This window comes from Variovorax sp. CAN15 (genome assembly GCF_030462475.1).
Taxonomy (GTDB): Bacteria; Pseudomonadota; Gammaproteobacteria; order Burkholderiales; family Burkholderiaceae_C; genus Variovorax.
Genome location: NZ_JASMRZ010000011.1, coordinates 1 through 25,433 on the forward strand (window position 1 = coordinate 1; position 25,433 = coordinate 25,433).

A 25,433-nucleotide genomic window follows, 5' to 3' on the forward strand; every position below is an offset into this window, starting at 1 on the left:
CAAGAAGATCGCGCTGCTGCTGGCGCGCATGAGGGCGCTTTTATGTCGCGCCAGGCGCTGCGCAGCCATGAAAAGGCTCTTGGAGCGCTACTTGGTCGCTGTCGCTGGGCTGTGGCCCCATCGTCGCGAAATCAGCTTCACCTGAAAGAAAAAACCCCGCGTTCCAGAAAACGGGGGGTTCGTCAGCAGTCTGAGGGCGCTCCATGGAGCGCCCTTTTGTCTTGCCGCGGTCCGCTACTGATTACCGTGCGCGGAAGCTGTCGTGGCAAGCCTTGCAGCTCGCGGCGGCAGGGCCGAACTGCGCCTTGAGCGCGTCGATGTTGCCGGCCTTGGCGGCGCTCGCCGGCTTGCCGGCTTCCTCGATCAGCTTCTGCTGGCGCTCCTTGAACTTGGCGTCTTCCTTCCATATCTCGGGCCCGGCCTTGCCGCCCTCGGTGCCGGCACCGAAAGCCGCCCAGGGCAGCTTCGCCATGTCGGCGACCACTTCGGCATTCTCCGTGGCAGCGGCTGCGTCGTAGGGCACGCGGCCGTTGGCCATGGCGCCGAGGCGGCCGAAGTGCTGGCTCATCACGAACAGCGCGCTCTGGCGGTACTTGATGGCGTCTTAGGGCTTGGCGAACTGGGCGGCAGCGGGAAGGGACATGGCTGCGCAGGCGGCTGCGACAGCCAGGGAGGCGAATCGGCTCATGGGTGATCCTCGCGTGGGGGAAAAACGCCATCGTGCGCGGCGCTGCGGGCGAGTTTAGGGGCGGGTCGTGCCGGCCGCATAGCAACAACCCGAAGCGGCCTGGGGCCCGGACTTTGCTAATCTGCGCCTTCCGCAGCATCGCGCCTCCGCGCCATCCTCGATGACCGACTCCTCCGTGGCCGCCTTACGCGCGGCCTCCGGCCCCGCTGCCCGCACCAGGGTCTGGGACCTGCCGACGCGCCTTTTCCATTGGGCACTGGCCATCGCCGTGTTCGGCATGATCGGCACCGGCCTGAACGGTGCGATGGAATGGCACTTCCGCGTCGGCTACTCGGTCCTTGCGCTGTTGCTGTTCAGGCTGCTCTGGGGTTTCGCAGGCGGGCGCTGGTCGCGCTTCGGGTCCTTCGTCTACGGACCGGGTTCGCTCGCGGCCTATCTGCGCGGACGGGCGCATCCCGATCACCTGATCGGCCATACGCCGTTGGGGGCGCTGTCGGTGTTCGCGGTCTTGATCATCCTCGCGCTACAGGTCGCGACCGGCCTGATGGCCGACGACGAGATATCGGCCTCCGGGCCGCTGACGCGCTTCGTCTCCGGCGACATCGTGAGCCTGGCCACCGGCTGGCACAAGGCGCAGGGCAAGTGGATCGTGATCGCTCTCGCAAGCCTGCACGTGGTGGCGGTGCTGTTCCACGTGGTCGTCAAGCGGCACCGCCTGGTGCGACCGATGGTGACGGGCGACAAGCTGGTCGCCCCCGCGAGCGGCCGGATGGCGCCCAGCCGCGACGACGCGGCTTCGCGCTGGCTGGCGCTGGTGTTGTTCGCGCTGTGCGCGGGCGTGTCCTGGTGGATTTCCTCGTTGCGCGTATGAGCTTTTCCATTTCACGTCCCCTGCCGCTGTCGGCCATGCCGGCGGTGATGCTAGTCATCCCTGAAGGGGCCCACGAGATCGAGGCGGCGCGCACGATCTTTCGCGACTACGCGGGTTCGCTGGGCATTGACCTCGATTTCCAGGATTTCGACGGCGAACTGGCGCAACTGCCCGGTGAATACACCGAACCGCGCGGCACGCTGCTGCTGGCATTGGTCGATGCGGCGAACGTCAAGGAAGAGGCCGGGCGCCAGGCGCCGACGCTCAGGCGAGCCGACGGCACGCTGGCCCACGTGGCAGGCTGTTGCGCGCTGCGGCCGTTGGACAACGCGGACTATGCGAACGCGGCGGAAATGAAGCGCCTGTACGTGCGCCCTGGCTTCCGTGGGCTGGGGCTGGGCCGCCAGCTGGCCGAGGCGATCCTCGATGCCGCACGCAGCGCGGGCTACGGCTGCGTGCTGCTCGACACGCTCGACGACATGGAGTCGGCCCGGGCGCTGTACGAAGACCTGGGTTTCGTGGAGGTGCCGCCTTACTATCACAACCCCGTCGCCGGGGCTCACTACCTGAAAGTGGAGCTTTAGCGCCTCACGCTGTACGCACTTTGTGTCGCTTCGCCAACCCCTGCGGGGAGCGGGCCGGCTGCTTCGGGCGGCCGTGCGCGGCGGCCCTCCCGAAGAACTCAAGATTCAGCCGCGAGCCTGGGCCAGAAGCGTATCGGCGTCGCTGACTTCGAACTTGCCCGGTGCCTCGACGTTGAGCGTCGCGACCTTGCCGTCCTTCACGAGCATCGAATAGCGGTTGCTGCGCAAGCCCATGCCGCGGCCGGTCAGGTCGAGCGTGAGGCCGGTGGCTTTCGCGAAGTCGGCGCTGCCGTCGGCCAGCATGCGCACCTTGGCGCCGGTCTTCTGGTCGCGCGCCCAGGCGCCCATCACGAAGGCGTCGTTCACGCTCACGCACCAGATCTCGTCCACACCGGCGGCCTTGAAGTCGTCGAAATGCTGCACATAACCCGGCACGTGCTTGGCCGAACAGGTGGGGGTGAAGGCGCCGGGCAGCGCGAACAGCGCGATGGTCTTGCCCGCCGTTGCCTTGGCCACGTCCACCGGGTTCGGCCCGATGCTGCAACCTTCACCCTCGACTTCGGAATATTCCTGCAGGGTGGCCGAGGGAAGGGTGTCGCCGACTTTGATCATTGAATGTGCTCCTGGAAAAAGAAAACGGCCCACATTGTGGGCCGTTTCCGGATGGGCTGTATCGAGCCGGGGATGATCAGACCAGAACGGCCTTCTCGACCAGACGGGTCACGACCCAGTTCTTGGTCTTCGAGATCGGACGGCTTTCCGTGATCTCGATGGTGTCGCCCAGCTTGTACTCGCCCTTTTCGTCGTGGGCGTGGTACTTGCTCGTCTTGGCCACGATCTTGCCGTAGAGCTCGTGCTTCACACGGCGCTCGACCAGCACGGTCACGGTCTTGGCACGCTTGTCGCTGACCACCTTGCCGATCAAGGTGCGCTTGAGGGATTTTTTAGCTTCCGTCATGTTCACTCCTTACTTGGCGGCTTGGGTTTCTTGCTGCTTCTGGGCAAGAATGGTCTTGGCGCGCGCGATGTCGCGGCGGGTCACGCGCAGCGTCGAGGTGTTCGACAGCTGTTGCGTGGCCTTCTGCATGCGCAGGCCGAAGTGGGCCTTCTGCAGATCCTTGATTTCGGCTTGCAGACCCGCGACGTCCTTCGTGCGCAGGGTTGCGGCCTTCGTCACCTTGGCGGCAGCCGCGGTGTTCTTCTTACGTGTTGCCATGGGTGTTCTCCTCTCAGGCGCCGAGCTGGCGAGCGACGAACGTCGTACGCAGCGGAAGCTTGGCGGCGGCCAGGCGGAACGCTTCGCGGGCGAGTTCTTCGGGCACGCCGACGATCTCGAACACGATCTTGCCAGGCTGGATCTCGGCGACGTAGTACTCGGGGTTGCCCTTGCCGTTACCCATCCGCACTTCGGCGGGCTTGGTAGAGATCGGCTTGTCGGGGAACACGCGGATCCAGATACGGCCACCGCGCTTCACGTGACGCGAAATCGCGCGACGAGCGGCTTCGATCTGGCGCGCCGTCAGGCGGCCGCGGTCGGTGCATTTGAGACCGAAGTCACCGAACGCAACCGAGTTACCCGTGGTTGCGATGCCGGTGTTGCGGCCCTTTTGTTCCTTGCGGAACTTTCTGCGTGCAGGTTGCAGCATGTTTTGTTACTCCGTGAGGGCCCCAGGCGCTTGCGCGCCCGGGAGCGACCGATTACTCGGTCTTGGCACCGTCCGCTGCTGCAGCGGGCGCGGCTTTGCGGACGCGCTTAACGGCGGGTTTCGAGTCTGCACCGGCACCGCCGGTTGCTTCCGCGGGCTTGTCGCTGCCATCGGCCGGAGCGGTGTTGCCACCGATCGGGCCGCGGGCACCGGCGCGCGGGCCGGGGCCACGGCGGTCGCTGCCCGGACGGTCGCCACCGGGGCGGCCATCGCGGCGGGGACCACGCGGGCGACGTTCTTCTTCGGGACGCGGCGTCTCGACGGCGGGCAGGTCGTTACGACCCAGCGTGTCGCCCTTGTAGACCCAGACCTTGACGCCGATGACGCCGTAGGTGGTCTTGGCTTCCGAGGTGCCGTAGTCAATGTCGGCGCGCAGGGTGTGGAGAGGCACGCGACCTTCGCGGTACCACTCGGTACGAGCGATTTCGATACCGTTCAGGCGGCCAGCCGACATGATCTTGATGCCCAGGGCACCCAGACGCATGGCGTTCTGCATGGCGCGCTTCATGGCGCGGCGAAACATGATCCGCTTTTCGAGCTGCTGCGTGATGCTGTCGGCGATCAGCTGCGCATCGATTTCGGGCTTGCGCACTTCTTCGATGTTGACCGCGACCGGCACGCCGAGCTGCTTGCCCAGTTCGCGCTTGAGGTTCTCGATGTCTTCACCCTTCTTGCCGATCACGACGCCCGGACGTGCCGAGTAGATCGTGATGCGTGCGTTCTTGGCGGGACGTTCGATCATGACGCGCGAGACCGAAGCGTTCTTCAGCTTCTTCTTCAGGTATTCGCGGACCTTGATGTCTTCGGCCAGCATGCCCGCGAAATCGCGGTCGCTTGCGTACCAGCGGCTGGACCAGTTACGGGTAACCGCAAGGCGGAACCCGGTTGGGTGGATTTTCTGTCCCATATTTCTTCCAGGCCTTCTTAGTTGCCGACCGTCACGTACACATGGCACGTGGGCTTGCTGATGCGATTGCCGCGACCCTTGGCCCGCGCGGTGAAGCGCTTGAGCGTTGCACCTTGCTCGACGTAGATGGTCTTGACCTTCAGCTCGTCGATGTCGGCACCGTCGTTGTGCTCGGCGTTGGCGATAGCCGACTCCAGCACCTTCTTGATGATCACAGCGGCCTTCTTCTGCGTGAATTGCAGAACGTTGAGCGCTTGATCGACCTTCTTGCCGCGGATCAGGTCAGCGACCAGACGGCCCTTGTCGACCGACAGGCGGACACCGCGGAGGACTGCACGTGTTTCAGACATGGTCGTTCCTTACTTCTTCTGGACTTTCTTGTCCGCGGGGTGCCCCTTGAACGTGCGCGTGAGCGCAAATTCGCCGAGCTTGTGGCCGACCATCTGGTCGGTGATGTACACAGGCACGTGTTGCTTGCCGTTGTGCACAGCGATGGTCAGGCCGATGAACTCGGGCAGAACCATCGAGCGGCGCGACCAGGTCTTGATCGGCTTCTTGTCCTTGGTCGTCACGGCCTTGTCGGCCTTGGCCACGAGGTGGTGGTCGACGAACGGACCCTTTTTGAGAGAGCGAGTCATTGGCTATCCCTTACTTCTTGCGACGCGACACGATGAAGACCTGCGTGCGCTTGTTGTTGCGGGTCCGATAACCCTTGGTCAGGTTGCCCCACGGGTCGACCGGATGACGGCCTTCGCCAGTCTTGCCTTCGCCGCCACCGTGCGGGTGGTCCACAGGGTTCATCACCACGCCGCGAACGGTCGGGCGAATACCCATGTGACGCTTCACACCGGCCTTGCCGAGCTGGCGCAGGCTGTGCTCTTCGTTGGCCACTTCACCGATGGTCGCGCGGCATTCGATATGAATGCGGCGGACTTCGCCCGAACGCATGCGGACCTGGGCGTAGACGCCTTCACGGGCCAGCAGCGTGGCCGACGTACCGGCCGAACGAGCGATCTGCGCGCCCTTGCCGGGTTGCAGTTCGATGCAGTGGATCGTCGAACCCACCGGGATGTTGCGGATCGGCAGGGTGTTGCCGGCGCGGATCGGCGCTTCGGAGCCCGACAGCAGCGTCGCACCGGCTTCCAGACCGCGCGGGGCGATGATGTAGCGGCGCTCGCCGTCGGCGTAGCAGACCAGAGCGATGTGGGCGGTGCGGTTCGGGTCGTATTCGATGCGTTCGACCTTGGCCGGGATGCCGTCCTTGTTGCGCACGAAGTCGACCACGCGGTAGTGGTGCTTGGCACCGCCGCCACGATGACGGATCGTGATGTGGCCGTTGTTGTTGCGGCCGGCCTTCTGGAACTGGGGTTCCAGCAGGGGAGCGTGAGGAGCACCCTTGAACAGGTGGTCACGCGAGATCTTCACCGCGCCGCGTTGGCCCGGCGAAGTGGGTTTCATCTTGATGACGGCCATGATTAAGCGCCTTCCCCGACGAGGTTGAGCTCTTGACCGGCCTTCAGCGTCACATAGGCCTTGCGAACGTTGTCGCGGCGGCCGACGGACTTGCCGAAGCGCTTGGTCTTGCCCTTGGTGTTGAGCACCGATACACCCTTGACCTCGACCTTGAACATCAGTTCGACGGCGGCCTTGATTTCGGGCTTGGTGGCGTCTTGCAGCACCTTGAAAGTGACAGAGTTCGACTTCTCGCCGACCATCGTGGCCTTTTCGGACACGACTGGGGCGACCAGCACGTTCATGAGACGGCCTTCGTCGAACTGGCGTTGTGCAGGGGTGGGGTTCACGCGGCTCATGCGAACATCTCCTTGAGCTTGTCGACGGCACCCTTGGTGACCAGCACCTTCTTGTAGTGAACCAGCGACACCGGATCGGCGTAACGGGGTTCGACCACGAGAACGTTGACCAGATTGCGCGAGGCGAGGTACAGGTTTTCGTCGACTTCTTCGGCGATCACGAGCACGGACTCGAGATTCATCGCCTTGAAACGGGCAGCCAGCGGCTTGGTCTTGGGCGAGTCGACCTTGATCGAATCGACCACGGCCAGACGGCCTTCGCGGGCGAGCTGCGAGAAGATGGACGCCATGCCGGCGCGATACATCTTCTTGTTGATCTTCTGCGAGAAGTTTTCGTCAGGCATGTTCGGGAAGATCCGGCCGCCTCCGCGCCACAGCGGCGAGGAAGTCATACCGGCGCGGGCGCGGCCCGTTCCTTTTTGCTTGAAAGGCTTCTTGGTCGAGTGCTTGACCTGCTCGCGGTCCTTCTGGGCGCGCGTGCCTTGGCGTGCGTTGGCCTGGAATGCGACGACGATCTGGTGGACTAGGTCTTCGTTGTAGTCACGGCCGAACACGGTCTCGGGGGCGTCGTACTTCGACGCAGCCTGGCCTTGTTCGTTCAGGAGTTCGAGTTCCATTACTTCGCTCCTTCAGCCGCTTGCGGCTTGGCCTTGATGGCGGGACGCACGGTGACGAAGCCACCCTTCGAACCCGGAATCGCGCCCTTGATGAGCAGCAGTTGACGCGCTTCGTCGATGCGGAAGACGTCGAGGTTTTGGGTGGTGCGGGTGACGTCGCCGAGGTGGCCAGTCATGCGCTTGCCGGGGAACACGCGGCCGGGGTCCTGCGCCATACCGATCGAGCCGGGCACGTTGTGCGAACGACTGTTACCGTGCGACGCGCGCTGCGAGCTCATGTTGTGACGCTTGATCGTGCCAGCGTAGCCCTTGCCGATGGAAGTGCCCTGCACGTCCACCTTCTGGCCCACGGAGAAGACGCTTGCCACCGGGATCACGCCGCCAGCCTTGTGCTGACCTGCGGTATCGGCGGTAACGCGGAATTCCTGGATGATTTCGCCAGCTTCGACACCCGCCTTGGCGAGGTGGCCGGCTTCGGGCTTGGTCACGCGCGATGCCTTGCGCGAACCGAACGTCACCTGCAGGGCGACGTAGCCATCGTTCTCTTGGGACTTGATCTGGGTCACGCGGTTGTTGGACACATCCACCACCGTGACAGGGACTGCGTCCCCGTCATCGGTGAAGAGACGCATCATCCCCACCTTGCGGCCCAGCAACCCGAGGGAGTTGCTCAGACTCATTTGTTTTCTCCAAAAAATGGAAGCTTCCTTCGCCGCTGCCACTTCAATTGGCGACAGCGTTTGCCGGGTTTCCCCGAACTGCGGAAGAAGGTTGATAAATCTCTGCTCGCATAGCGCCCATATGGACGCAACAAGGGCAGAGCCAGCGATTATAGCCCGCGCGGCGGGCACTGTGCAAGCGCCGCTGTTGCGGCGTTTTTCAGGCCTTGGAAGCCCGTTTTCGGTGCGTTTCCCGGCCTATTTCGGCTCTTTGGCCGGCATCGAGATGATCTTCTCGCCCTCTGCCGAAGAATTCAGCTCACCCGCTGCCTTCATGGCGGGCGCGCTGGCACCCGCCTGGATGGGAATGGCGACGATGCTCGTGGCCCCGTCTTGCGTGACGAAGACGTTCAGGTAGGCAAGGCCTTCGCGGGCGACCGTGACTTTTGCGTTGATGGTCGCGCCCTGCCCGGCGGGAAGAGTCAGGCTGCTGGCCGTTGCCAAGGAGAGGCCCGAGTCGGCCGTCAGGCGCACGGTGGCTCCGGCCGGGTCGCTCACGCCGTCGAACTGGAGAATGACGGAGACAGACTGCCCGATCCGCGGCGTGCCTTCGACCCTGTACTGGATCGCCACACCGGAATCGTTGGGCTTGCGTGCGGCAACCGTCATGGGTGCCGCATTGCGGGAAGCGCCGGCTTGCTTGGCGGCGCGCTGCCCCGGCACGCCGTCTGCGCACGCGGACGCCGCGGCGAGCGCCAGAAACGCGGTGGCGGCGGCGATGGTCGAACGGGAACGGAGGTTCATGGGTGGACTTCCTCGCTGCTACTTATTGGATCAGCACACCGAAGCAAGTGTTTGCGCCGGAGTTGTTGACATCGTTGACGACCAGAACGTAGTCGCCGGCCGAGAGGCTGACCGAATTGGTGTTCCGGCTCACCACCCCTCCCCTGTAGACGACGAAATTGGGGCTGGCACCAGCCGGCGCAGTGATGGCGAACTGGTAGTTGCGGCTGGTCGGCGCGGTGAAACGCAGATAGGAGAAGCTCCCGAGCTTGTTCCCGTTGCTCCGAGGGTCCTCGGTGTTCGTTACGCAAGCCGACGTGCTTGCACCGATGGTCGCCTGGCCGTACATCGGCAACGCATAGTTCACGGTGGGCGATCCGCCATTGTTGGTTTCCTGGGTGCCGTAGGCATCGTTGGAAGCCGCGCTGATGCTCTGGCCCGAAAGCAGAGCCGCCAACGCCGAAGCACTGCCGGGCGCGGCGACATTGAACGCCGCCGTGAAAGGATGGATCGAGGTGACTGGCGCGCCGCCCTTGAACAGCGCGCTCGTCATCGTGTCGTGGATCGGCTTGAACCCGACCTGCTGATTCAGGCTCCAGAAGATCGACTGGATCGAAGACTCCCGGAACCAGCCTGGATTGGTCGTGGGCCCCCGCGTGAGATCGAGGTTGCTGCCTTGCGCCTGGCCGGGCCCGTCGGAATCGACATAGTTGCTGCGTCCGAGCACGATGCCCGACCAGCCATTGCCCCATCCTTCGGAGAAGGCCAGCCGGCGATCGACGCGCTCGCTCGTGGAGTGCGCACCGCCGGTCGAGTCGTCGCGGCTGAAGGAGGCCTGGTAGTAGTGACCCCATTCATGGGCGATCACCGGTGCGTCGAATTCATCGGTATCCACGTCCTCCTTGCCGAGCACGTAGATCTCGGCGCCCGAGCTCCTTCCAACGAAGAAGGTGGTCCCGATCTGCCCCAGCGCGACGCTGCCGCTGGCGTTCGTGTTGTTGACGCTCCAGAACACCTTCAGCGAAGGAAAGGCCGTCGCCGGCGCGGCCGTCATCACCTTCTGCATCGCGGTGTAGACCGTGTCCATGATGGCGAACGGCCCGGACACGCGCTGGCCGGTGTAGCTCGAACCACCCCAGCCGCTGGGGGCGCGCAGGTCGCGGGTGAGCGCGGCGCCGCCGGTGGAGAACACCGACGACTGCATGGAATAGATTGCGCTCGACTGCGTGTTGTCGCGCACGGTGACGTCCCAGCTCGGAAGGGCACCGGTGCGGGTCAATTGCGCCCGCACGCGGACGATCACGTTCGTGTTTCCCTGGACGTTCACCGAATAGGCGCCATTGTCATCGGTGGCGGTCGTGGCCAACTGGTTGCCGCTGCCGGCATCGAGCACTTCGACAAAGGCGCCGCGCACCGGCTTGACCTCGGTGTTGGCATACACGAGGCGGCCATTGGGGTTGGGCACCGACTCGTAGGTGGCCGTGCCACTCAGCGCGACCTGAGCGGCGGGAATCAAGGGCAGCAAGGGAATACCACCACCGCCTCCCCCTCCTCCACCACCGCAAGCGGTCAGAAGCACTGCCGCCACGCAGGCAACCAAGCCCGATGAAAAAGAGATGCGTTGTCCCATGATTGTGCTGCCCTCGCTTCAGCTACCGACGCCTGGAAGATTGGCGGACGCCGTCACGGGAGGATGCCACATTCGCGAGACATAAAGCACAAAACCCGCCTGCATTTCTGCAGGCGGGTTTTTCAACGACATTGGCGCGAAGCCGAATGTGTTATTGCAGCTTGATCTCGACGTCCACGCCGGCCGGCAGGTCGAGCTTCATCAGCGCGTCCACGGTCTTGTCGGTCGGGTCGACGATGTCCATCAGGCGCTGGTGCGTGCGGATTTCCAGCTGGTCGCGCGACGTCTTGTTGACGTGCGGCGAACGCAGGATGTCGAAGCGCTTCATGCGGGTCGGCAGGGGCACGGGGCCCTTGACGATCGCGCCGGTGCGCTTGGCGGTGTCCACGATTTCAGCGGCCGACTGGTCGATCAGCTTGTAATCGAATGCCTTCAGGCGGATGCGGATCTTTTGCTTGGTTGCCATGGTGATTCCTTTGCGCTCGGCTTAGATGTCGAGGATCTTCGCCACGACGCCCGAACCCACGGTACGGCCGCCTTCACGGATGGCGAAGCGCAGGCCTTCTTCCATCGCGATCGGGTTGATCAGCTTCACGGTGATGCTGACGTTGTCGCCGGGCATGACCATTTCCTTGTCCTTGGGCAGCTCGATCGCGCCGGTCACGTCCGTCGTGCGGAAGTAGAACTGCGGACGGTAGTTGTTGAAGAACGGCGTGTGACGGCCGCCTTCATCCTTCGACAGGACGTACACCTCGGCGGTGAAGTGCGTGTGCGGCTTGATCGAGCCGGGCTTGCACAGCACCTGGCCGCGCTCGACTTCTTCGCGCTTCGTGCCGCGCAGCAGCACGCCCACGTTGTCGCCGGCTTGACCCTGGTCCAGCAGCTTGCGGAACATTTCCACGCCGGTGCAGGTGGTCTTGACCGTCGGGCGGATGCCCACGATTTCGATTTCTTCACCAACCTTGATCACGCCGCGCTCGACGGCGCCGGTCACCACGGTGCCGCGACCCGAGATCGAGAACACGTCTTCCACGGGCATCAGGAACGTGCCGTCCACGGCGCGCTCGGGCGTCGGGATGTACGTGTCCAGGGCTTCCGCCAGCTTCATGATGGCGCCTTCGCCCAGCTCGCCCTTGTCGCCTTCCAGGGCGAGCTTGGCCGAGCCGTGGATGATGGGGGTGTCGTCGCCGGGGAATTCGTACTTGTCGAGGAGTTCGCGGACTTCCATTTCGACCAGTTCGAGCAGTTCCTTGTCGTCGACCATGTCGCACTTGTTCAGGAACACGATGATGTAGCCCACGCCCACCTGGCGAGCCAGCAGGATGTGTTCACGGGTCTGGGGCATCGGGCCGTCGGCGGCCGAGCACACCAGGATGGCGCCGTCCATCTGGGCGGCGCCGGTGATCATGTTCTTCACGTAGTCGGCGTGGCCGGGGCAGTCGACGTGTGCGTAGTGGCGGTTGGCCGTTTCGTACTCGACGTGCGCGGTGTTGATCGTGATGCCGCGGGCCTTTTCTTCGGGCGCAGCGTCGATCTGGTCATAGGCCTTGGCTTCGCCGCCGAACTTGGCCGACAGCACCGTGGCGATCGCAGCCGTCAGCGTGGTCTTGCCGTGGTCGACGTGACCGATCGTGCCCACGTTCACGTGCGGCTTGGTGCGGGTGAATTTACCTTTTGCCATTTTTCAATCCTTGAAAGAGCAGTTCCCGTGCATTGGTTTTATGTCTGCACCCGATTGCTGGTTCGCCTCGCACGGGAACGTGGCGGCACCGGATCGCAGACAACGGGGGCCGCGCACTGCGCGGCCCCGCATTCTTGAAAACTTACTTGGCGCGAGCGGCCACGATGGCTTCGGCGACGTTGCGCGGAGCTTCGGCGTAGTGCTTGAACTCCATCGTGTACGTTGCGCGGCCTTGCGACATCGAGCGCAGCGTGGTCGAGTAGCCGAACATTTCCGACAGCGGCACTTCGGCCTTGATGGCCTTGCCGCCACCGACCATGTCGTCCATGCCCTGCACCATGCCGCGGCGGGACGACAGGTCGCCCATCACGTTGCCGGCGTAGTCTTCAGGCGTTTCGACTTCCACGGCCATCATCGGCTCGAGGATCACGGGGTTGGCCTTGCGGGCACCTTCCTTGAAGCCGAAGATCGCGGCCATCTTGAACGCCATTTCGTTCGAGTCCACGTCGTGGTACGAACCGAAGTGCAGCGTGACCTTGACGTCCACGACGGGGTAACCCGCCAGCACGCCTTGCGTCAGAGCTTCCACGACGCCCTTTTCCACTGCGGGAATGTATTCGCGCGGAACCACGCCGCCCTTGATGGCGTCGACGAACTCGAAGCCCTTGCCGGCTTCCTGGGGTTCGATCTTGAGCACGACGTGGCCGTACTGGCCCTTACCACCCGACTGGCGGACGAACTTGCCTTCGGCTTCCTCGACGGTCTTGCGGATCGTTTCGCGGTAGGCCACCTGCGGCTTGCCCACGTTGGCTTCCACGCCGAATTCGCGCTTCATGCGGTCCACGATGATTTCAAGGTGGAGCTCGCCCATGCCGGCGATGATGGTCTGGCCCGATTCTTCGTCGGTGCGAACACGGAACGAAGGGTCTTCCTGAGCCAGACGCTGAAGCGCGATGCCCATCTTTTCCTGGTCGGCCTTGGTCTTCGGTTCCACAGCCTGCGAAATCACAGACTCCGGGAACACCATGCGCTCCAGCGTGACGATGGCTTCGGGATCGCACAGCGTTTCGCCGGTGGTCACTTCCTTCAGGCCCACGCAGGCGGCGATGTCGCCAGCGCGGATTTCGCTGACTTCTTCACGGTTGTTCGCGTGCATCTGCACGATGCGGCCGATACGTTCCTTCTTGCCGCGCACCGGGTTGTAGACGCTGTCGCCCTTCGAGAGCACGCCAGAATAGACGCGCACGAAGGTCAACTGGCCCACGAACGGGTCGGTCATCAGCTTGAATGCGAGAGCAGAGAACTTCTCGTTGTCGTCGGCCTTGCGAACGACAGGCGCTTCGTCTTCGTCCAGGCCAGCCACCGGCGGGATGTCCAGCGGCGACGGCATGTATTCGACGACGGCGTCGAGCATGGCCTGCACGCCCTTGTTCTTGAAGGCCGAGCCGCACAGCATCGGCTGGATTTCGCCAGCGATGGTGCGCTGGCGCAGGGCCTTCTTGATTTCTTCCTCGCTCAGCTCGCCGCCTTCGAGATACTTGTTCATCAGCTCTTCGCTGGCTTCGGCAGCCGCTTCGACAAGCTTTTCGCGGTATTCGTTGCAGACGTCCACCAGGTTGGCGGGAATCTCGCCGTACTGGAAGGTCACGCCCTTGTCTTCGTCCCAGATGATCGCCTTCATCTTCACGAGGTCGACGATGCCCTGGAAGTGCTCTTCGGCACCGATCGGGATCTGGATCACGACGGGGTTGGCCTTCAGGCGGTCGACCATCATCTGACGAACGCGCAGGAAGTCGGCGCCGGTACGGTCCATCTTGTTGACGAACGCGAGACGAGGCACCTTGTACTTGTTGGCCTGGCGCCAGACGGTTTCCGACTGGGGCTGCACGCCGCCGACAGCGTCGTACACCATCACGGCGCCGTCCAGCACGCGCATCGAGCGCTCGACTTCAATGGTGAAGTCCACGTGGCCGGGGGTGTCGATGATGTTGATGCGGTGTTCGTCGAACTTGCCGGCCATGCCCTTCCAGAAGCAGGTGGTGGCGGCGGACGTGATCGTGATACCGCGCTCTTGCTCTTGCTCCATCCAGTCCATCGTGGCGGCACCGTCGTGCACTTCACCGATCTTGTGGTTCACACCGGTGTAGAACAGGATACGTTCGGTCGTCGTGGTCTTGCCAGCGTCGATGTGCGCGGAGATGCCGATGTTGCGGTAGCGCTCGATGGGGGTCTTGCGGGACATGATTTACTTTCGGGTTGAAATGCGTTGAGCGCTGGGCCCCGGGCACGGGCACAACGCCCGAAACCCGACACCCAACGCCCAAGCGAAGTTTGATTTTTAGAAGCGGAAGTGGCTGAACGCCCGGTTGGCTTCTGCCATGCGGTGCACTTCGTCGCGCTTCTTCATGGCACCGCCACGGCCTTCCGTGGCTTCCATCAGTTCGTTGGCCAGACGCAGGGCCATCGACTTCTCACCGCGCTTGCGGGCGGCTTCCTTGATCCAGCGCATCGACAGAGCGAGGCGGCGGACGGGACGGACTTCGACCGGCACTTGATAGTTCGCACCGCCGACGCGGCGCGACTTCACTTCGACCATCGGCTTCACGTTGTTGATGGCAACGGTGAACGCCTCGAGGGGGTCCTTGTCCGGGTTCTTCTTCTCGATGAAATCGAGCGCGCCGTAGATGATGCGCTCGGCAACAGCCTTCTTGCCGCCTTCCATGATCACGTTCATGAATTTGGACAGCTCGACATTGCCGTACTTGGGATCCGGCAGGATTTCACGTTTGGGGACTTCGCGACGACGTGGCATTTTTCTAACCTCTTTGCTTCAGTTGGCACCGTTTCCGGCACCGCGAGAGCCAAGCGGGACTCTCACTTACTCGACCCGATATTGGGTCACTACGTTCGATGTACCCGCCAAGGTAACCGAACACCGTTTGTTCTTGACGACAGGAAGACCTATCAGGCCTTCTTGGGACGCTTCGCGCCGTACTTGGAACGCGACTGCTTGCGGTCTTTCACGCCTTGCAGGTCAAGCGAACCACGAACGATGTGGTAGCGCACACCGGGCAAGTCCTTGACACGCCCGCCGCGAACCAGCACGACGCTGTGTTCCTGGAGGTTGTGGCCTTCGCCGCCGATGTAGGAAATGACTTCGAAGCCGTTGGTCAGGCGGACCTTGGCAACTTTACGCAGAGCCGAGTTCGGCTTCTTCGGCGTCGTGGTGTAGACGCGGGTGCAGACACCGCGGCGCTGCGGCGAGTTCTGCATGGCAGGGCTCTTCGAAGCGATCTTTTCGACCGTCCGACCCTGACGCACCAGTTGATTGATGGTTGGCATGAATTAAAAAGTCCCCAAAACGAGAAACGCCCCGGCCCTGGCTGTGAAAACCGCCCTTGTCGTGACTCAAGGAGGCCGGGAATGACGAAAACGTGAAACCCTTCGGAAAATTCCGAAAAGCCCACGAGTATAGCAAACGAGCCTGAAACGGCAAAGTCGGCTGCCGCGGATGACCGCCAGCAGCCCTTTCCGCCTCTTTTTCCGCCCCCGGCTTACTTGATCCAGAGACGCAGGGCATCCCAGGCGCGGCCGAGGACTCCGGCCTGCTCGACCGGCTCCAGGGCAACCAGCGGCACATCGGCCAGAGGCTGGTCATCCAGCGTGACCTTGAGCGAGCCGACCGGCTGGTACTTGGTGAAAGGCGCCACCAGCGGGTCGGGGCGCGACACCTGGGTCTTGATCTTGTTGGCCGAGCCCGCGGGCACCGCCACCACGATGGGCTCGGGACGACCCAGCTTCAGGACGTTGGCCTTGCCCTTCCAGACGGCCGGGGTGGCCGCCGGCTGGCCGCCGTCGAACAGGCGGACGGCGTCGTAGGCCGTGTAGCCCCAGTTCAGCAGCTTCTGCGACTCGTTGGCGCGCACAGTCTCGCCCGTGGCGCCCAGCACGATCGACAGCAGGCGGCGCCCGCCCGTCAGGTTGGGAAAGTCGCGCTTGGCGGTGGCGATCATGCAGTAGCCGGCCGCCTCGGTGTGGCCGGTCTTGAGGCCGTCGACGGTCGGATCGCGGAACAGCAGCAGGTTGCGGTTGGTATCGTTGGTCGACGGGGTGCCCGGGTAGCGGTACTTCTTGATGGCGTAGTACTTGGCTTCTTCCGGGAAGTCGCGCACCAGGCGGGTCGCCAGGATGCTCAGGTCGCGGGCCGTCGTGGTGTGGCCGGGCGCTGTCAGGCCCTCGGGGTTCTTGTAGGTCGTGTTCTTCATGCCCAGCACCTTGGCCTGGGCGTTCATCATCTCGACGAAGTGTTCCACAGTGCCACCCACGCCTTCGGCCAAGGCGACGGTGGCGTCGTTGCCCGACTGCACGATCAGCCCCTTGATCAGGTCTTCCACCGGCACCTGCATCTTGGGATCGATGAACATGCGCGAGCCGGGCATCTTCCAGGCGCGGGTGCTGACCGGCAACGTCTGGGTCAGCGTGATCTTCTTGGCGCGCAGCGCGTCGAACACCAGGTAGGCGGACATCAGCTTGGTGAGCGAGGCCGGCTCGACCGGGCTGTCAATGTCCTTCTGCGCCAGGATCTGGTTCGCGGTCACGTCCAGCAGCAGGTAGCTGCGCGCGGCGATTTCAGGCGGCGCCGGCATCTGGGCGGCGGCAATCAGGCTGAAGGAGGCGGCGGCGGTAAAGACCAGCGCGCGGAGCGCGCCAAGAAAACGATTCATTGGGAGTTCGGAATGAGACGAAAACAAGCCAGAGAGGCTTTCAAACGATGTCCGCGCGCAGATGGCGGACGACCAGACCCTTGAGCAGCGGCAATTGTCCGTGAAAGAAATGACCGCCCCCGGGGATGACTGTGACAGGAAGTGACTGCGGCCGCGCCCAGTCCATCACGGCGGACAGCGCCACCGTGTCGTCGGCTTCGCCATGAACCACCAGCGTGCGTTCGTGCGCCTCCACGGGCAACGTGGCCACGTTGTTGCGCGCGGCGGCCGTGCCCACCAGCACGATCTGCCGGATCTCGCGCTCGGACCACAGCCTGGCGACGGCACCGCCCGCGACGAAGGCCCCGAAGGAGAAGCCGGCGATCGCCAGCGGCCCCTCGGGCGCGAGCCGTCCGACGACATTCAGCATGTCCTCCAGCTCGCCACGCCCTTCGTCGTGCACACCTTCGCTGGCACCCACGCCGCGGAAGTTGAAGCGCACCGTGGTCCAGCCGCTGGCGACGAAGGCACGCGCAAGCGTCTGCACCACCTTGTTGTCCATCGTGCCGCCGAACAGCGGATGCGGATGGGCGACGACCGCGATGCCGCGCGGGGTTCCGGCAGGCTGGTCGCGCTGCACCTCGATCGCGCCGGCGGCGCCCTGGAGGCTGATCTTTTCGGTCTGGGAATTCATTGGCGCAGGTACGAGCAAGGGGCCGGCGTAAAAGTTCAGCGCCCGACGTTCGGGGGCAGCAGCAGCCGCTCGACGACCTGGCCGTTCTTCAGGTGCGACTCGACGATCTCGTCGATGTCCTCGCTGTCGACGAAGGTGTACCAGACGGCCTCGGGGTACACCACGGCCACCGGACCGCCGGCGCAGCGGTCAAGACAGCCGGCCTTGTTGACGCGCACCTTGCCGGGCCCCGCCAGGCCCTCTGCCTTGACCTTCGCCTTGCAGCGGTCGAAACCTTCCTGAGCGTTGTGCATGGCGCAGGAGTCCTCGCCGTTCTTGCGCTCGTTGAGGCAGAAGAAGATGTGGCGGCCGTAGTAGCCGGACGGTGCGGCTGGGGTGGAGCTGGGCATCGGCGGATTTTAGTGACCACCCTCTTTACCCTCACTCCGGCCGAGCAATCCGCACGCTCAGCTCGTCGGAACCGCACCGGCCCGCCCGCGGCGCGACAAGGCCGCCACCACGTAGACCATCACCGCGTAGGGCCACGCCCAGCCCAGCCATTGCGCCAGCCCGTGGAACCGGATGAAGCGCCCCTGTTCCCAGGTGGCCAGGGTCTGCGCGAAGTACGCGCTCTCGGGCGCCTGGTTCAGCAGGCTCAGCTGCAGCACCAGCCCCATCAGCAGCAGCGCCGCGCACAGGCGGCGCGGCGCGAACAGCAGCAGCACGCCGGCAAAGAAGGCCGCCGCCATGCCGACCTGCGCCGGCAACCCGAGCCAGGCCCAGGCGTGTTCCGGCCCGTAGCTCAGCGCCGCCGACAACGCGGAGGCCGCGACGCCGGCCAGCAGGGTCAGAGGCAGCAGCACCGCGCGCTGGACTACCGAGCGCGCCACCAGATAACCCAGCAGGCACGGCACCAGCGCGCCCAGCATCACGCACAGCAGTTCCACCGCCGGCACCAGTGGCTCGAGTTCGAACTGGCGCAGCGGCAGCCAGTCGATGAAGGGCGTGTCGAGCAGCCACTCGGAGATCGCCACCTCCAGCCGCTCGAACACCTGCCCCAGCCCGAATGTGACGGCCGCCGGAAAAAGCAGCGCAAAGGGCCACAGCGCCAGCAGCACCAGCGCGCCGCGCGAGTCCTCGGCGAACCACTGCGAGCGCGCACGGCTCCAGTACGCCACCGCCCCCAGCCGCTCGAGCCCCGCCGCCAGTACGGCGCCGGCGAGAGCGCCTGCCATGTTCAGCCCCAGGTCCACGTTGGACGGGATGCGCGCGGGCAGGTAGCTCTGCAGCGTCTCCATGGTGAAGGAAACCGCCGCCCCCGCCACGGTGGCGCGCAGCACCGGGCGCCAGACGCCGGAAACCCGGCCGGCCCGCAGAATCGCCAGGGCGCACAGAAAGCCGAAGGGCACGTAGCCCGCGACGTTGACCGCGAAGTCGAAACCCGTCCAGTACTTGGGCCAGGGCGCGGACAGATACGCCCAGGGCACGATCCCCTGGTCGCGCCAGTCTGCGAACGGATAGAGGCTGGCGTAGACGATCAGCGCTCCGTAGGCGAGCGCCAGCGGGAGCGCGGCGGACTTGTGCTGCGGCCGATCCACCGTGTCCCCCGGCGCCGGCTCAGAACGGCTTGACCACCACCAGGATCACGATACCCAGCAGCAGCAGCACCGGCAGCTCGTTGAACCAGCGGAACCAGCGGTCGTTGCGCCGGTTCTCGCCGGCCGCGAAGCGGCGCAGCAGCACGCCGCAGCCGTGGTGATAGCCGATCACCACCAGCACGAGTGCCAGCTTGGCGTGCATCCAGCCGTTGCCCGGGCCGCGCCCGATGCCGTAGCCCAGCCAGAGCCACAGGCCGAAACCGATCGCGGGAACCGCCAGGAAGGTCGTGAACCTCAGGAGCTTGCGCGCCATGAGCAGCAGGCGCTCGCGCTCGGCCACCGATTCGGGCGGAACCATCGCCAGGTTGACGAAGATCCGGGGCAGGTAGAAGAGCCCCGCGAACCAGCTTGCAGTGAAGACGATGTGTAGAGATTTGACCCAGAGCATGGCGGCAGTTTAGTGGCGCGCCCTCTCTGGTACTGCCCGTTTCCCCGGTACGCACTCGTACGACAGGCAAAAAAAAGCCCGACGTCTTCACGTCGGGCTGGGAAGCCCTTTTGCTGTCACACATCAAGGCACCCGCTCAGGGAGGAAAAGCGGGGAGCGGCAAGCCGCCCGCTTCAGAATTTAACAAAGACGAAACAAGGTTTCAAGCGACTGGGGCACTTTCTTTGACATTCAAAGCGAAAAATCTAAAACCTTGGTTCTACTAATTCCCGTAGTTGTCGGACAACCGAACGCCCGTGCAAAAGGGTCGCAAACGGTCGCTTCAGGCACAATTTTGGATATATGACGTCATCATCTTCCCCCTTGGCCGCATTCCCCGCCGGGCGGCCGCGGCGCCTGCGCCGCGACGCTTTCACCCGCAACCTGGTGCGAGAGCACGCGCTGACGGTCAACGATCTGATCTACCCTGTGTTCGTCCAGGAGGGCGAGAAGCGCCGCGATGCCGTTCCCTCGATGCCCGGCGTGGAGCGCCTGAGCCTCGACCTGCTGCTGCCCGTGGCTGAGCAGTGCGTAGCCGCCGGCATTCCGGTGATGGCGCTGTTCCCGGTGATCGACGCCGGCCTCAAGACCCCCGATGGCCGCGAGGCCTTCAACCCCGACGGACTGATCCCGCGCGTGGTGGCGGCGCTGAAGGCGCGCTTTCCCGAGCTGGGCGTGATGACCGACGTCGCCCTCGACCCCTACACCAGCCATGGCCAGGACGGCCTGCTCGACGACACCGGCTACATCCTCAACGACGCGACCGTCGAGGTGCTGGTGAAGCAGGCGCTCGCGCAATCGCAGGCCGGCGTGGACATCGTGGCGCCCAGCGACATGATGGACGGCCGCATCGGTGCCATCCGCACCGCGCTGGAAGCCCGCGGCGACATCCACACGCGCATCATGGCCTACAGCGCCAAGTACGCCAGCGCCTTCTACGGGCCCTTCCGCGACGCCGTGGGCTCGGCCGCCACGCTCGGCAAGAGCAACAAGAAGGTCTACCAGATGGACCCGGGCAACAGCGACGAGGCCCTGCGCGAGGTCGCCATCGACATCGCCGAGGGCGCCGACATGGTGATGGTGAAGCCCGGCATGCCCTACCTGGACATCGTGCGCCGCGTGAAGGACCAGTTCCACGTGCCCACCTTCGCCTACCAGGTGAGCGGCGAGTACGCGATGCTCAAGGCCGCCGCCCAGAACGGCTGGCTCGACCACGACGCCGTGGTGCTCGAAAGCCTGCTGGCCTTCAAGCGCGCCGGCGCCGACGGCGTGCTGACCTATTTCGCGCTCGACGCCGCGCGCCTGCTGCAGAAGTAACGGCGCGCCGAAGCCGGGCATGCGCATCTTCGAAATCAACCGCTCGCAGGTCAGCGAGCACGCCGCGCTGGCGCCGCTGACCGTGCCGGGCGCCTGCGGTGCCAGCGGCTACCTCTGGATCTCGCTCACGCGGGATGAATTCCGGGCCTCGCTGGCCGAGGTGCAGCAGATATTGCAGACGCTGTGCCTTACGCAGCTGGTCGACCTGCACGTGGCCGACCTGCTCAACGACCAGCTGCCCTCGCATTACGACTACACCTCGCTCTACGACGTGCTGGTATTCCGGCGGCTGGCCAACGGCCAGGCCGCTTTGGGAAACGGCAAGGGCAATGGCAACGAAGCCCCTGCGGCCGCCCCTGCTCCCGTCACGGCCGCCGGGTCCCGTCAGCCCCGCAGCGGTCCGCCCGTGCTGCGCCGCGTCGACACCCGGCCGGTAGGTTTCGCCGTGTTCGACCGCGTCCTGCTGTCGGTGCACCCCGAGGACGGCGCGGTGCGCGACGCCTTCGCCGCCCGGCTGCTGGCCGCCGCCTCGGCCGACGGCGGCACCCCGGCGCTCGACGTGCGCGCCACCTCGGCCCGCCTGCCGACCGGCCCCGCGGACCTGATGCTGCGCGTCATCAACCAGATCGTCGACGGCTATCTAGACCTGCGGCGCGAGCTCACCAAGCAGCTCGACCACTGGCAGACCGAGCTGATCGACCCGCGCAGCCGCTTCACCAACTGGGGGGCGCTGATGGAGGCGCGCCAGTCGCTGCACCATCTGGACGAGATCTGCGAGGACCAGCGCGCCGCCATGCAAGACTGGATCGACTCGCTGGAAACGCTCCCCGCGCCCAAGGGCGAGGCGGAACAGCGCGATCGGGAGCTCATCATGATCCGCAGCCGCGACGTACTCGAGCACATCGAGCGCGTGGCGCACCACGTGCATCGGCTGGAGCAGAACGCCGAGACGGCCGTGCAGATGCACTTCAGCGTCCAGGGCCACCGCGCCAACGACATCATGCGTGTGCTGACGGTGCTCACCGCCGTGTTCCTGCCGCTGAACCTCATCGCGGGCATCTTCGGCATGAACTTCGAGTTCATCCCGCTGGTGCACAAGGCCGACGGCTTCTGGATCGCGATGACTTCCATGCTGGTCATTGCCGTGCTGCTGGTCGTCATCTTCTGGCGCAAGCGCTACCTCGCCCGCACGCGCTGAGCGCAAACTTTGCGCCAAAAGCAAGAGGGCCACGCTTTCGCGTGGCCCTCTTTCATTGCTGCAGTCCCGAGGACCGCCTCAATTACTTGGCGGTAGCGCCAGCGCCTTGCTGGGCCTGGACGCGCACGTCCATCGGGTGGGGCATGGTCGAGATGACCTTGCTGTTGACGCGCGAACCGCCGGTCACGTTCTGGTCGGGAGCGTAGGCGGTGCGAACGGCTTCGGCTTCGACGATCGAACGGTCCTTCGACACGGCAACCGTTTCGGCGCCGCGCGAGCCGCGCACGACGTTCTGGTTCGGAGCCGACGCGGTACGCACGGCTTCGGCGTTGACTTCGTCGCGGCTCTTGGTCGAGACGGCGGTGTTCACGCCTTGGTAGGTTTCAGCCTGGGCACCGGTGGCGGCGAGCAGGGCGAGGGTGGCGGCAGCGAGGATTTGCGAGGTCTTCATGTTCATTTCTCCTAGGGTGTTCGTTGGATGGTTCGTCCACCAGGCCTGCTGGTTCGCGAGCCTGTGCGGCGAGTTTCCGGGGGAACGGCATTGCCGGAACACCCGGTTCAGAGACACCGTGTTTCCTCTATTGAAACAATGGCGACATGAAGGCATGCAAAGCAAAAAGCCGGGCCCGGTTCGCACCGGCCCGGCCTTGTCTGGGGGAAGACTTCCGGCCTAGCGTCCGGCGCGCTGGAACTGGGCCGGCACTTCACTGTTGACGAAGGCGCGGCGGTCCAGGTTCTGGTTCGGCGCATGGGCTGCGGCCACGGCCTCGGCACGGACCAAGGCCCGGTCACGGGAACCGGGCCGCGAGATCAGCGGCGCCGCGACCACGTCGCCGTAGACATTGCCGTCGCGCGCCGCGGCGTCGGCTTCGGCCGACACGGCACTGCGGCTGGTGACGGCCTTGAGCGGCTGGACAGGCTCGAAGCCCTGCGCCAGCGCGCCGCCGGAAGCGGCGAGGAGCGACAGGGCAGCGGCGGCGATGATCTTCGGGGTCTTCATTCCAGTTCCTTCCAACGGCCCAGCCGGGCTGGCGACGTCGGCGCGTAGCGCAAGTGTCGCCCAGCCCGGCCAGGCAAAACCCGGGAGAATCGAACCTTCGCGTTCCCAAAACGGAAACAATGGACCCATCCACATGGACAGCCTCGATCTGATCAGAACCTTCCGGGAGGTCGCCTCGCACGGCAGCTTCTCCCAGGCAGCCAAGAGGCTGGACATGTCGAAGGCCACCGTCAGCAAGTATGTGGCCGAGCTGGAAACCCGCTTCGGGGTGCGCCTTCTGAACCGCTCCACCCGCTCCGTGAGCCTCACCGACGCCGGCCAGTTGCTGCTGGAGCGCAGCACGCCGGTACTGGAGATGGTCGAACTCACTCAGGCGGAGCTTCAGGAGCGCGCCAGCCAGCCCGGCGGCCGGCTGCGCATCTCGGCGCCGCACGGCATGGGCAACGGCGAGTTCCCGAACCTGCTGGCCGACTTCATGCGCTACTACCCCGACGTGAGCATCAGCCTGCAGCTCACCAACCGCACCGTCGACCTTGCCGAGGAAGGCATCGACGTCGACATCCGCAGCGGTCCCGTGGAAGACGCCAACCTCATCGTGCGCAAGCTTCGGCTCATGGACATGGTGGTCTGCGCCTCGCCCGTCTACTGGAAGAAGCACGGCAAGCCCGAGCATCCGCGCGACCTGGCCAACCACGAGGCCCTCACCCACTCGCTGCTCGGCGCCCAGCCGGTATGGCGCTTCGACGACGGTGGCCAGCCGCTGGACGTGCAGGTCAAAAGCCGCATGGACTGCACCGAGGGCGCCCCGTTGATCCGCGTCGCGATGCGCGGCTTCGGCGTGATCTACCTGCCCTCGATCCTCGTGCAGTCGCACATCGAGCAAGGCGAACTGGTGCCGGTGCTGCAGGGCTACACGCGCAAGGACATGTGGCTCTCGGCCGCGTACCTGCAACGGCGCCACAACAGCGCCGCGCTGCGCGCGCTGCTCGATTTCCTGCAGACCCGCGTGGGCGACGGGCCCGGCCTCAAGCGCAAGCCGGCGTCCTGAGAAACAAGAAAGAAAGCCCGGCATGCACCGGGCTTTCTTCATTCGCGAGCGAAGAGGAAAGAGAAAGGCGTCAGCCGAGATGCTTCGCGAAGAACGCCAGCGTGCGCTCGCGCGCCAGCCTGGCCGCGTCGGCGTCGTAGGAGCCACGCTGGTCGCAGTTGAAGCCGTGGCCCACCGGGTAGACGTGCACTTCCACTTCGGGATGCGCCTTCTTGAACGCCTCGATGGTGTCCAGCGGAATCCAGTGGTCCTGGTTGCCGAAGTGGGCCAGCACCGGCACCTTGGGCTGGCGCGCCGTTTCTTCCGGCGAGGTCATGCCGCCGCCGTAGTAGGGCACCGCCGCCGACAGGCCCGGCAGCAGCGCGGCAGCCCGCCACGTCAGCAGGCCGCCCCAGCAGTAGCCGACGATGCCGACCTTGCCGGCCTTCGACGCGTAGGCGATGGCAGCTTCGATGTCCTGCAGCACGCCCGGCGCCGGCAGCGCCTCGACCGCCGTCTTCAGGCCGAAGCCGTTCTTCATGTCGTCTTCCGAATAGCCCAGCTCCACGCCCGGCTTGACGCGCTGGAAGGTGGCAGGCGCCACGGCGAGGTAGCCCTCGGCCGCGTAGCCGTCGGCCACCGAGCGGATGTGCGAGTTCACGCCGAATATTTCCTGCACCACGACCACCGCGCCGCGCGGTTTGCCGGCCGGCTCGGCCACGTAGGCGGGAAAGCCAAGGCCGTCCTTGGCCTTGAGATCGATGAATTGACCCATGTTGTCTTGCTCCTTGATGGCATCCGGTGAGAGGAAAAGGATGCCGGGGTTACGGGCGCAGCGCCCGCTCGACGAAGTCGAGGCGGTCCTGCCCCCAGAAAATTTCGCCGTCGATCACGTAGCTCGGCGCGCCGAACACCTGAATGTCGATGGCCTCCTGCGTGTAGGCCTCGTAGCGCTCCTGCACCGCCTGGCTCTGCGACTGCTCGCCGCGCTTGGGCGACAGCCCGCATTCGACCACCAGCGAATCGAGCACCTTCGGATCGCCGATGTTGCGCTCCTGCACCCACACGGCCTGGAACACCGCCGCGCACATGCGCATGGCGGCCTCGGCGCCGTCGTGCATGTCGACCGCGATGATGAGCCGCGCCGCGTCGTCGCCCGCCACCGGAAAGAACTTCGGCTTGACGTTCAGCGGCAGCCCCAGGTGTTTCGAGTAGCGCGCCAGGTCGACCAGCCGGTAGGCCTGGCGCTGCGGCGCCCGCTTGCCCAGCGGCAGCCCGCCCGACACCGGGAAAACGCTGCCCATGTCGATGGGCCGCACCCGAACCGTGGCGCCCGCAGCCGCCGCGATCGCCTCGAAGCGGGAATGCCCCAGATATGTCCACGGGCTCTGTGGCGCAAAGTAATAGTCGATCGTCTTGGTGCTCATGCGCATGCCCCCGGGTGATGTAATCCAAGCCAGTCGTTTTAACTGACACGCAGTTTCTCTGCAGGA

The 25,433-nt window shown here is 64.9% G+C and carries 33 protein-coding genes; 5 read left to right on the forward strand and 28 right to left on the reverse strand.

The features are described 5' to 3' along the window. Positions 1 to 241: 241 nt before the first annotated feature. Positions 242 to 598, reverse strand: a complete 357-nt coding sequence (locus QMO14_RS10520) for a cytochrome c (RefSeq protein WP_301507116.1) — start codon at positions 596 to 598, stop codon at positions 242 to 244. 250 nt (positions 599 to 848) lie between these two features. On the opposite strand from QMO14_RS10520, the gene QMO14_RS10525 reads away from it, so the two are divergent. Continuing rightward, positions 849 to 1,559: a cytochrome b/b6 domain-containing protein gene (locus tag QMO14_RS10525; RefSeq protein WP_301506814.1), complete on the forward strand. Its 711-nt coding sequence runs from the start codon at positions 849 to 851 to the stop codon at positions 1,557 to 1,559. Beyond that, positions 1,556 to 2,143: a GNAT family N-acetyltransferase gene (locus tag QMO14_RS10530; protein ID WP_301506816.1), complete on the forward strand. Its 588-nt coding sequence runs from the start codon at positions 1,556 to 1,558 to the stop codon at positions 2,141 to 2,143. Before QMO14_RS10525 ends, QMO14_RS10530 begins: the two co-directional genes overlap by 4 nt. Before the next feature lie 105 nt (positions 2,144 to 2,248). Here QMO14_RS10530 and QMO14_RS10535 read toward each other — a convergent pair whose 3' ends face one another. The 23 genes from QMO14_RS10535 to QMO14_RS10645 all read right to left on the reverse strand — a co-directional run bounded on the left by QMO14_RS10535 (position 2,249) and on the right by QMO14_RS10645 (position 19,359). After that, positions 2,249 to 2,755, reverse strand: coding sequence for a peroxiredoxin (locus QMO14_RS10535; RefSeq protein WP_301506818.1), 507 nt, complete (start codon positions 2,753 to 2,755; stop codon positions 2,249 to 2,251). A gap of 76 nt (positions 2,756 to 2,831) precedes the next feature. Beyond that, positions 2,832 to 3,101, reverse strand: a complete 270-nt coding sequence (gene rpsQ, locus QMO14_RS10540; protein WP_015867662.1) for a 30S ribosomal protein S17 — start codon at positions 3,099 to 3,101, stop codon at positions 2,832 to 2,834. Between the two features lie 9 nt (positions 3,102 to 3,110). Further along, the gene (rpmC, locus tag QMO14_RS10545; protein WP_026284221.1) at positions 3,111 to 3,320 is read right to left on the reverse strand and encodes a 50S ribosomal protein L29; all 210 of its coding nucleotides are present in this window, start codon (positions 3,318 to 3,320) and stop codon (positions 3,111 to 3,113) included. 52 nt (positions 3,321 to 3,372) lie between these two features. After that, positions 3,373 to 3,789 (reverse strand): 50S ribosomal protein L16, encoded by a 417-nt coding sequence (gene rplP, locus QMO14_RS10550; protein ID WP_007838137.1) that lies wholly within the window; start codon positions 3,787 to 3,789, stop codon positions 3,373 to 3,375. Positions 3,790 to 3,841: 52 nt separating this feature from the next. Next, positions 3,842 to 4,756 carry a 30S ribosomal protein S3 gene (gene rpsC, locus QMO14_RS10555; protein WP_093057771.1) on the reverse strand — a complete coding sequence of 305 codons (915 nt, stop codon included), beginning with the start codon at positions 4,754 to 4,756 and terminating at the stop codon, positions 3,842 to 3,844. 17 nt (positions 4,757 to 4,773) lie between these two features. Next, a complete protein-coding gene (rplV, locus tag QMO14_RS10560; protein WP_007838134.1) occupies positions 4,774 to 5,106 on the reverse strand; it encodes a 50S ribosomal protein L22 in 333 nt (110 codons plus the stop codon). Between the two features lie 9 nt (positions 5,107 to 5,115). Next, complete coding sequence (rpsS, locus tag QMO14_RS10565; protein ID WP_007838132.1) at positions 5,116 to 5,394, reverse strand: 30S ribosomal protein S19; 279 nt, start codon at positions 5,392 to 5,394, stop codon at positions 5,116 to 5,118. Between the two features lie 10 nt (positions 5,395 to 5,404). Beyond that, complete coding sequence (gene rplB / locus QMO14_RS10570; protein ID WP_015867666.1) at positions 5,405 to 6,229, reverse strand: 50S ribosomal protein L2; 825 nt, start codon at positions 6,227 to 6,229, stop codon at positions 5,405 to 5,407. Between the two features lie 2 nt (positions 6,230 to 6,231). Continuing rightward, positions 6,232 to 6,567 carry a 50S ribosomal protein L23 gene (gene rplW, locus QMO14_RS10575; protein ID WP_301506858.1) on the reverse strand — a complete coding sequence of 112 codons (336 nt, stop codon included), beginning with the start codon at positions 6,565 to 6,567 and terminating at the stop codon, positions 6,232 to 6,234. Next, complete coding sequence (rplD, locus tag QMO14_RS10580; protein WP_019657681.1) at positions 6,564 to 7,184, reverse strand: 50S ribosomal protein L4; 621 nt, start codon at positions 7,182 to 7,184, stop codon at positions 6,564 to 6,566. Before rplD ends, rplW begins: the two co-directional genes overlap by 4 nt. Beyond that, positions 7,184 to 7,864, reverse strand: a complete 681-nt coding sequence (rplC, locus tag QMO14_RS10585) for a 50S ribosomal protein L3 (protein ID WP_301506862.1) — start codon at positions 7,862 to 7,864, stop codon at positions 7,184 to 7,186. Before rplC ends, rplD begins: the two co-directional genes overlap by 1 nt. A 237-nt stretch (positions 7,865 to 8,101) precedes the next feature. After that, positions 8,102 to 8,647 (reverse strand): hypothetical protein, encoded by a 546-nt coding sequence (locus QMO14_RS10590; protein WP_301506863.1) that lies wholly within the window; start codon positions 8,645 to 8,647, stop codon positions 8,102 to 8,104. 22 nt (positions 8,648 to 8,669) lie between these two features. After that, positions 8,670 to 10,256: a hypothetical protein gene (locus tag QMO14_RS10595; RefSeq protein ID WP_301506866.1), complete on the reverse strand. Its 1,587-nt coding sequence runs from the start codon at positions 10,254 to 10,256 to the stop codon at positions 8,670 to 8,672. Between the two features lie 151 nt (positions 10,257 to 10,407). After that, a complete protein-coding gene (gene rpsJ / locus QMO14_RS10600; RefSeq protein ID WP_007838118.1) occupies positions 10,408 to 10,722 on the reverse strand; it encodes a 30S ribosomal protein S10 in 315 nt (104 codons plus the stop codon). Between the two features lie 21 nt (positions 10,723 to 10,743). Beyond that, entirely contained in the window at positions 10,744 to 11,937 is a 1,194-nt protein-coding gene (tuf, locus tag QMO14_RS10605; RefSeq protein ID WP_093060175.1) for an elongation factor Tu, read from the reverse strand. Positions 11,938 to 12,079: 142 nt separating this feature from the next. Further along, positions 12,080 to 14,179: an elongation factor G gene (gene fusA, locus QMO14_RS10610; protein WP_301506891.1), complete on the reverse strand. Its 2,100-nt coding sequence runs from the start codon at positions 14,177 to 14,179 to the stop codon at positions 12,080 to 12,082. Positions 14,180 to 14,275: 96 nt separating this feature from the next. Then, entirely contained in the window at positions 14,276 to 14,749 is a 474-nt protein-coding gene (gene rpsG / locus QMO14_RS10615; RefSeq protein ID WP_007829591.1) for a 30S ribosomal protein S7, read from the reverse strand. A gap of 152 nt (positions 14,750 to 14,901) precedes the next feature. After that, positions 14,902 to 15,279: a 30S ribosomal protein S12 gene (gene rpsL, locus QMO14_RS10620; RefSeq protein ID WP_019657814.1), complete on the reverse strand. Its 378-nt coding sequence runs from the start codon at positions 15,277 to 15,279 to the stop codon at positions 14,902 to 14,904. 212 nt (positions 15,280 to 15,491) lie between these two features. Next, the gene (locus QMO14_RS10625) at positions 15,492 to 16,661 is read right to left on the reverse strand and encodes a D-alanyl-D-alanine carboxypeptidase family protein (protein ID WP_301506909.1); all 1,170 of its coding nucleotides are present in this window, start codon (positions 16,659 to 16,661) and stop codon (positions 15,492 to 15,494) included. A 40-nt stretch (positions 16,662 to 16,701) separates the two neighbouring features. Continuing rightward, positions 16,702 to 17,334 carry an alpha/beta hydrolase gene (locus QMO14_RS10630; protein WP_301506911.1) on the reverse strand — a complete coding sequence of 211 codons (633 nt, stop codon included), beginning with the start codon at positions 17,332 to 17,334 and terminating at the stop codon, positions 16,702 to 16,704. Positions 17,335 to 17,369: 35 nt separating this feature from the next. Beyond that, positions 17,370 to 17,723 carry a ferredoxin gene (locus tag QMO14_RS10635; protein ID WP_301506913.1) on the reverse strand — a complete coding sequence of 118 codons (354 nt, stop codon included), beginning with the start codon at positions 17,721 to 17,723 and terminating at the stop codon, positions 17,370 to 17,372. A 57-nt stretch (positions 17,724 to 17,780) separates the two neighbouring features. After that, positions 17,781 to 18,911, reverse strand: coding sequence for a VanZ family protein (locus tag QMO14_RS10640; RefSeq protein ID WP_301506915.1), 1,131 nt, complete (start codon positions 18,909 to 18,911; stop codon positions 17,781 to 17,783). A gap of 19 nt (positions 18,912 to 18,930) precedes the next feature. Continuing rightward, positions 18,931 to 19,359 (reverse strand): CopD family protein, encoded by a 429-nt coding sequence (locus QMO14_RS10645; protein WP_301506917.1) that lies wholly within the window; start codon positions 19,357 to 19,359, stop codon positions 18,931 to 18,933. A gap of 342 nt (positions 19,360 to 19,701) precedes the next feature. Between QMO14_RS10645 and hemB the strand changes: the two genes are divergently transcribed. Both hemB and QMO14_RS10655 read left to right on the forward strand, forming a co-directional pair. Continuing rightward, on the forward strand, positions 19,702 to 20,715 hold the full coding sequence (hemB, locus tag QMO14_RS10650; RefSeq protein ID WP_301506919.1) for a porphobilinogen synthase: 1,014 nt from the start codon (positions 19,702 to 19,704) through the stop codon (positions 20,713 to 20,715). Positions 20,716 to 20,734: 19 nt separating this feature from the next. Further along, positions 20,735 to 21,913, forward strand: a complete 1,179-nt coding sequence (locus QMO14_RS10655) for a magnesium transporter CorA family protein (RefSeq protein ID WP_301506921.1) — start codon at positions 20,735 to 20,737, stop codon at positions 21,911 to 21,913. An 82-nt stretch (positions 21,914 to 21,995) separates the two neighbouring features. Here QMO14_RS10655 and QMO14_RS10660 read toward each other — a convergent pair whose 3' ends face one another. Then, entirely contained in the window at positions 21,996 to 22,364 is a 369-nt protein-coding gene (locus QMO14_RS10660) for a DUF4148 domain-containing protein (RefSeq protein WP_301506923.1), read from the reverse strand. Between the two features lie 219 nt (positions 22,365 to 22,583). After that, positions 22,584 to 22,913: an alpha/beta hydrolase gene (locus tag QMO14_RS10665; RefSeq protein ID WP_301506925.1), complete on the reverse strand. Its 330-nt coding sequence runs from the start codon at positions 22,911 to 22,913 to the stop codon at positions 22,584 to 22,586. A 133-nt stretch (positions 22,914 to 23,046) separates the two neighbouring features. On the opposite strand from QMO14_RS10665, the gene QMO14_RS10670 reads away from it, so the two are divergent. Then, on the forward strand, positions 23,047 to 23,961 hold the full coding sequence (locus QMO14_RS10670; RefSeq protein ID WP_301506926.1) for a LysR family transcriptional regulator: 915 nt from the start codon (positions 23,047 to 23,049) through the stop codon (positions 23,959 to 23,961). A 70-nt stretch (positions 23,962 to 24,031) separates the two neighbouring features. On the opposite strand, the gene QMO14_RS10675 is transcribed toward QMO14_RS10670, so the two are convergent. Both QMO14_RS10675 and QMO14_RS10680 read right to left on the reverse strand, forming a co-directional pair. Then, positions 24,032 to 24,715 (reverse strand): dienelactone hydrolase family protein, encoded by a 684-nt coding sequence (locus QMO14_RS10675; protein WP_301506928.1) that lies wholly within the window; start codon positions 24,713 to 24,715, stop codon positions 24,032 to 24,034. A 49-nt stretch (positions 24,716 to 24,764) separates the two neighbouring features. Next, the gene (locus tag QMO14_RS10680) at positions 24,765 to 25,367 is read right to left on the reverse strand and encodes a 2-hydroxychromene-2-carboxylate isomerase (protein WP_301506930.1); all 603 of its coding nucleotides are present in this window, start codon (positions 25,365 to 25,367) and stop codon (positions 24,765 to 24,767) included. Between the last annotated feature and the right edge of the window lie 66 nt (positions 25,368 to 25,433).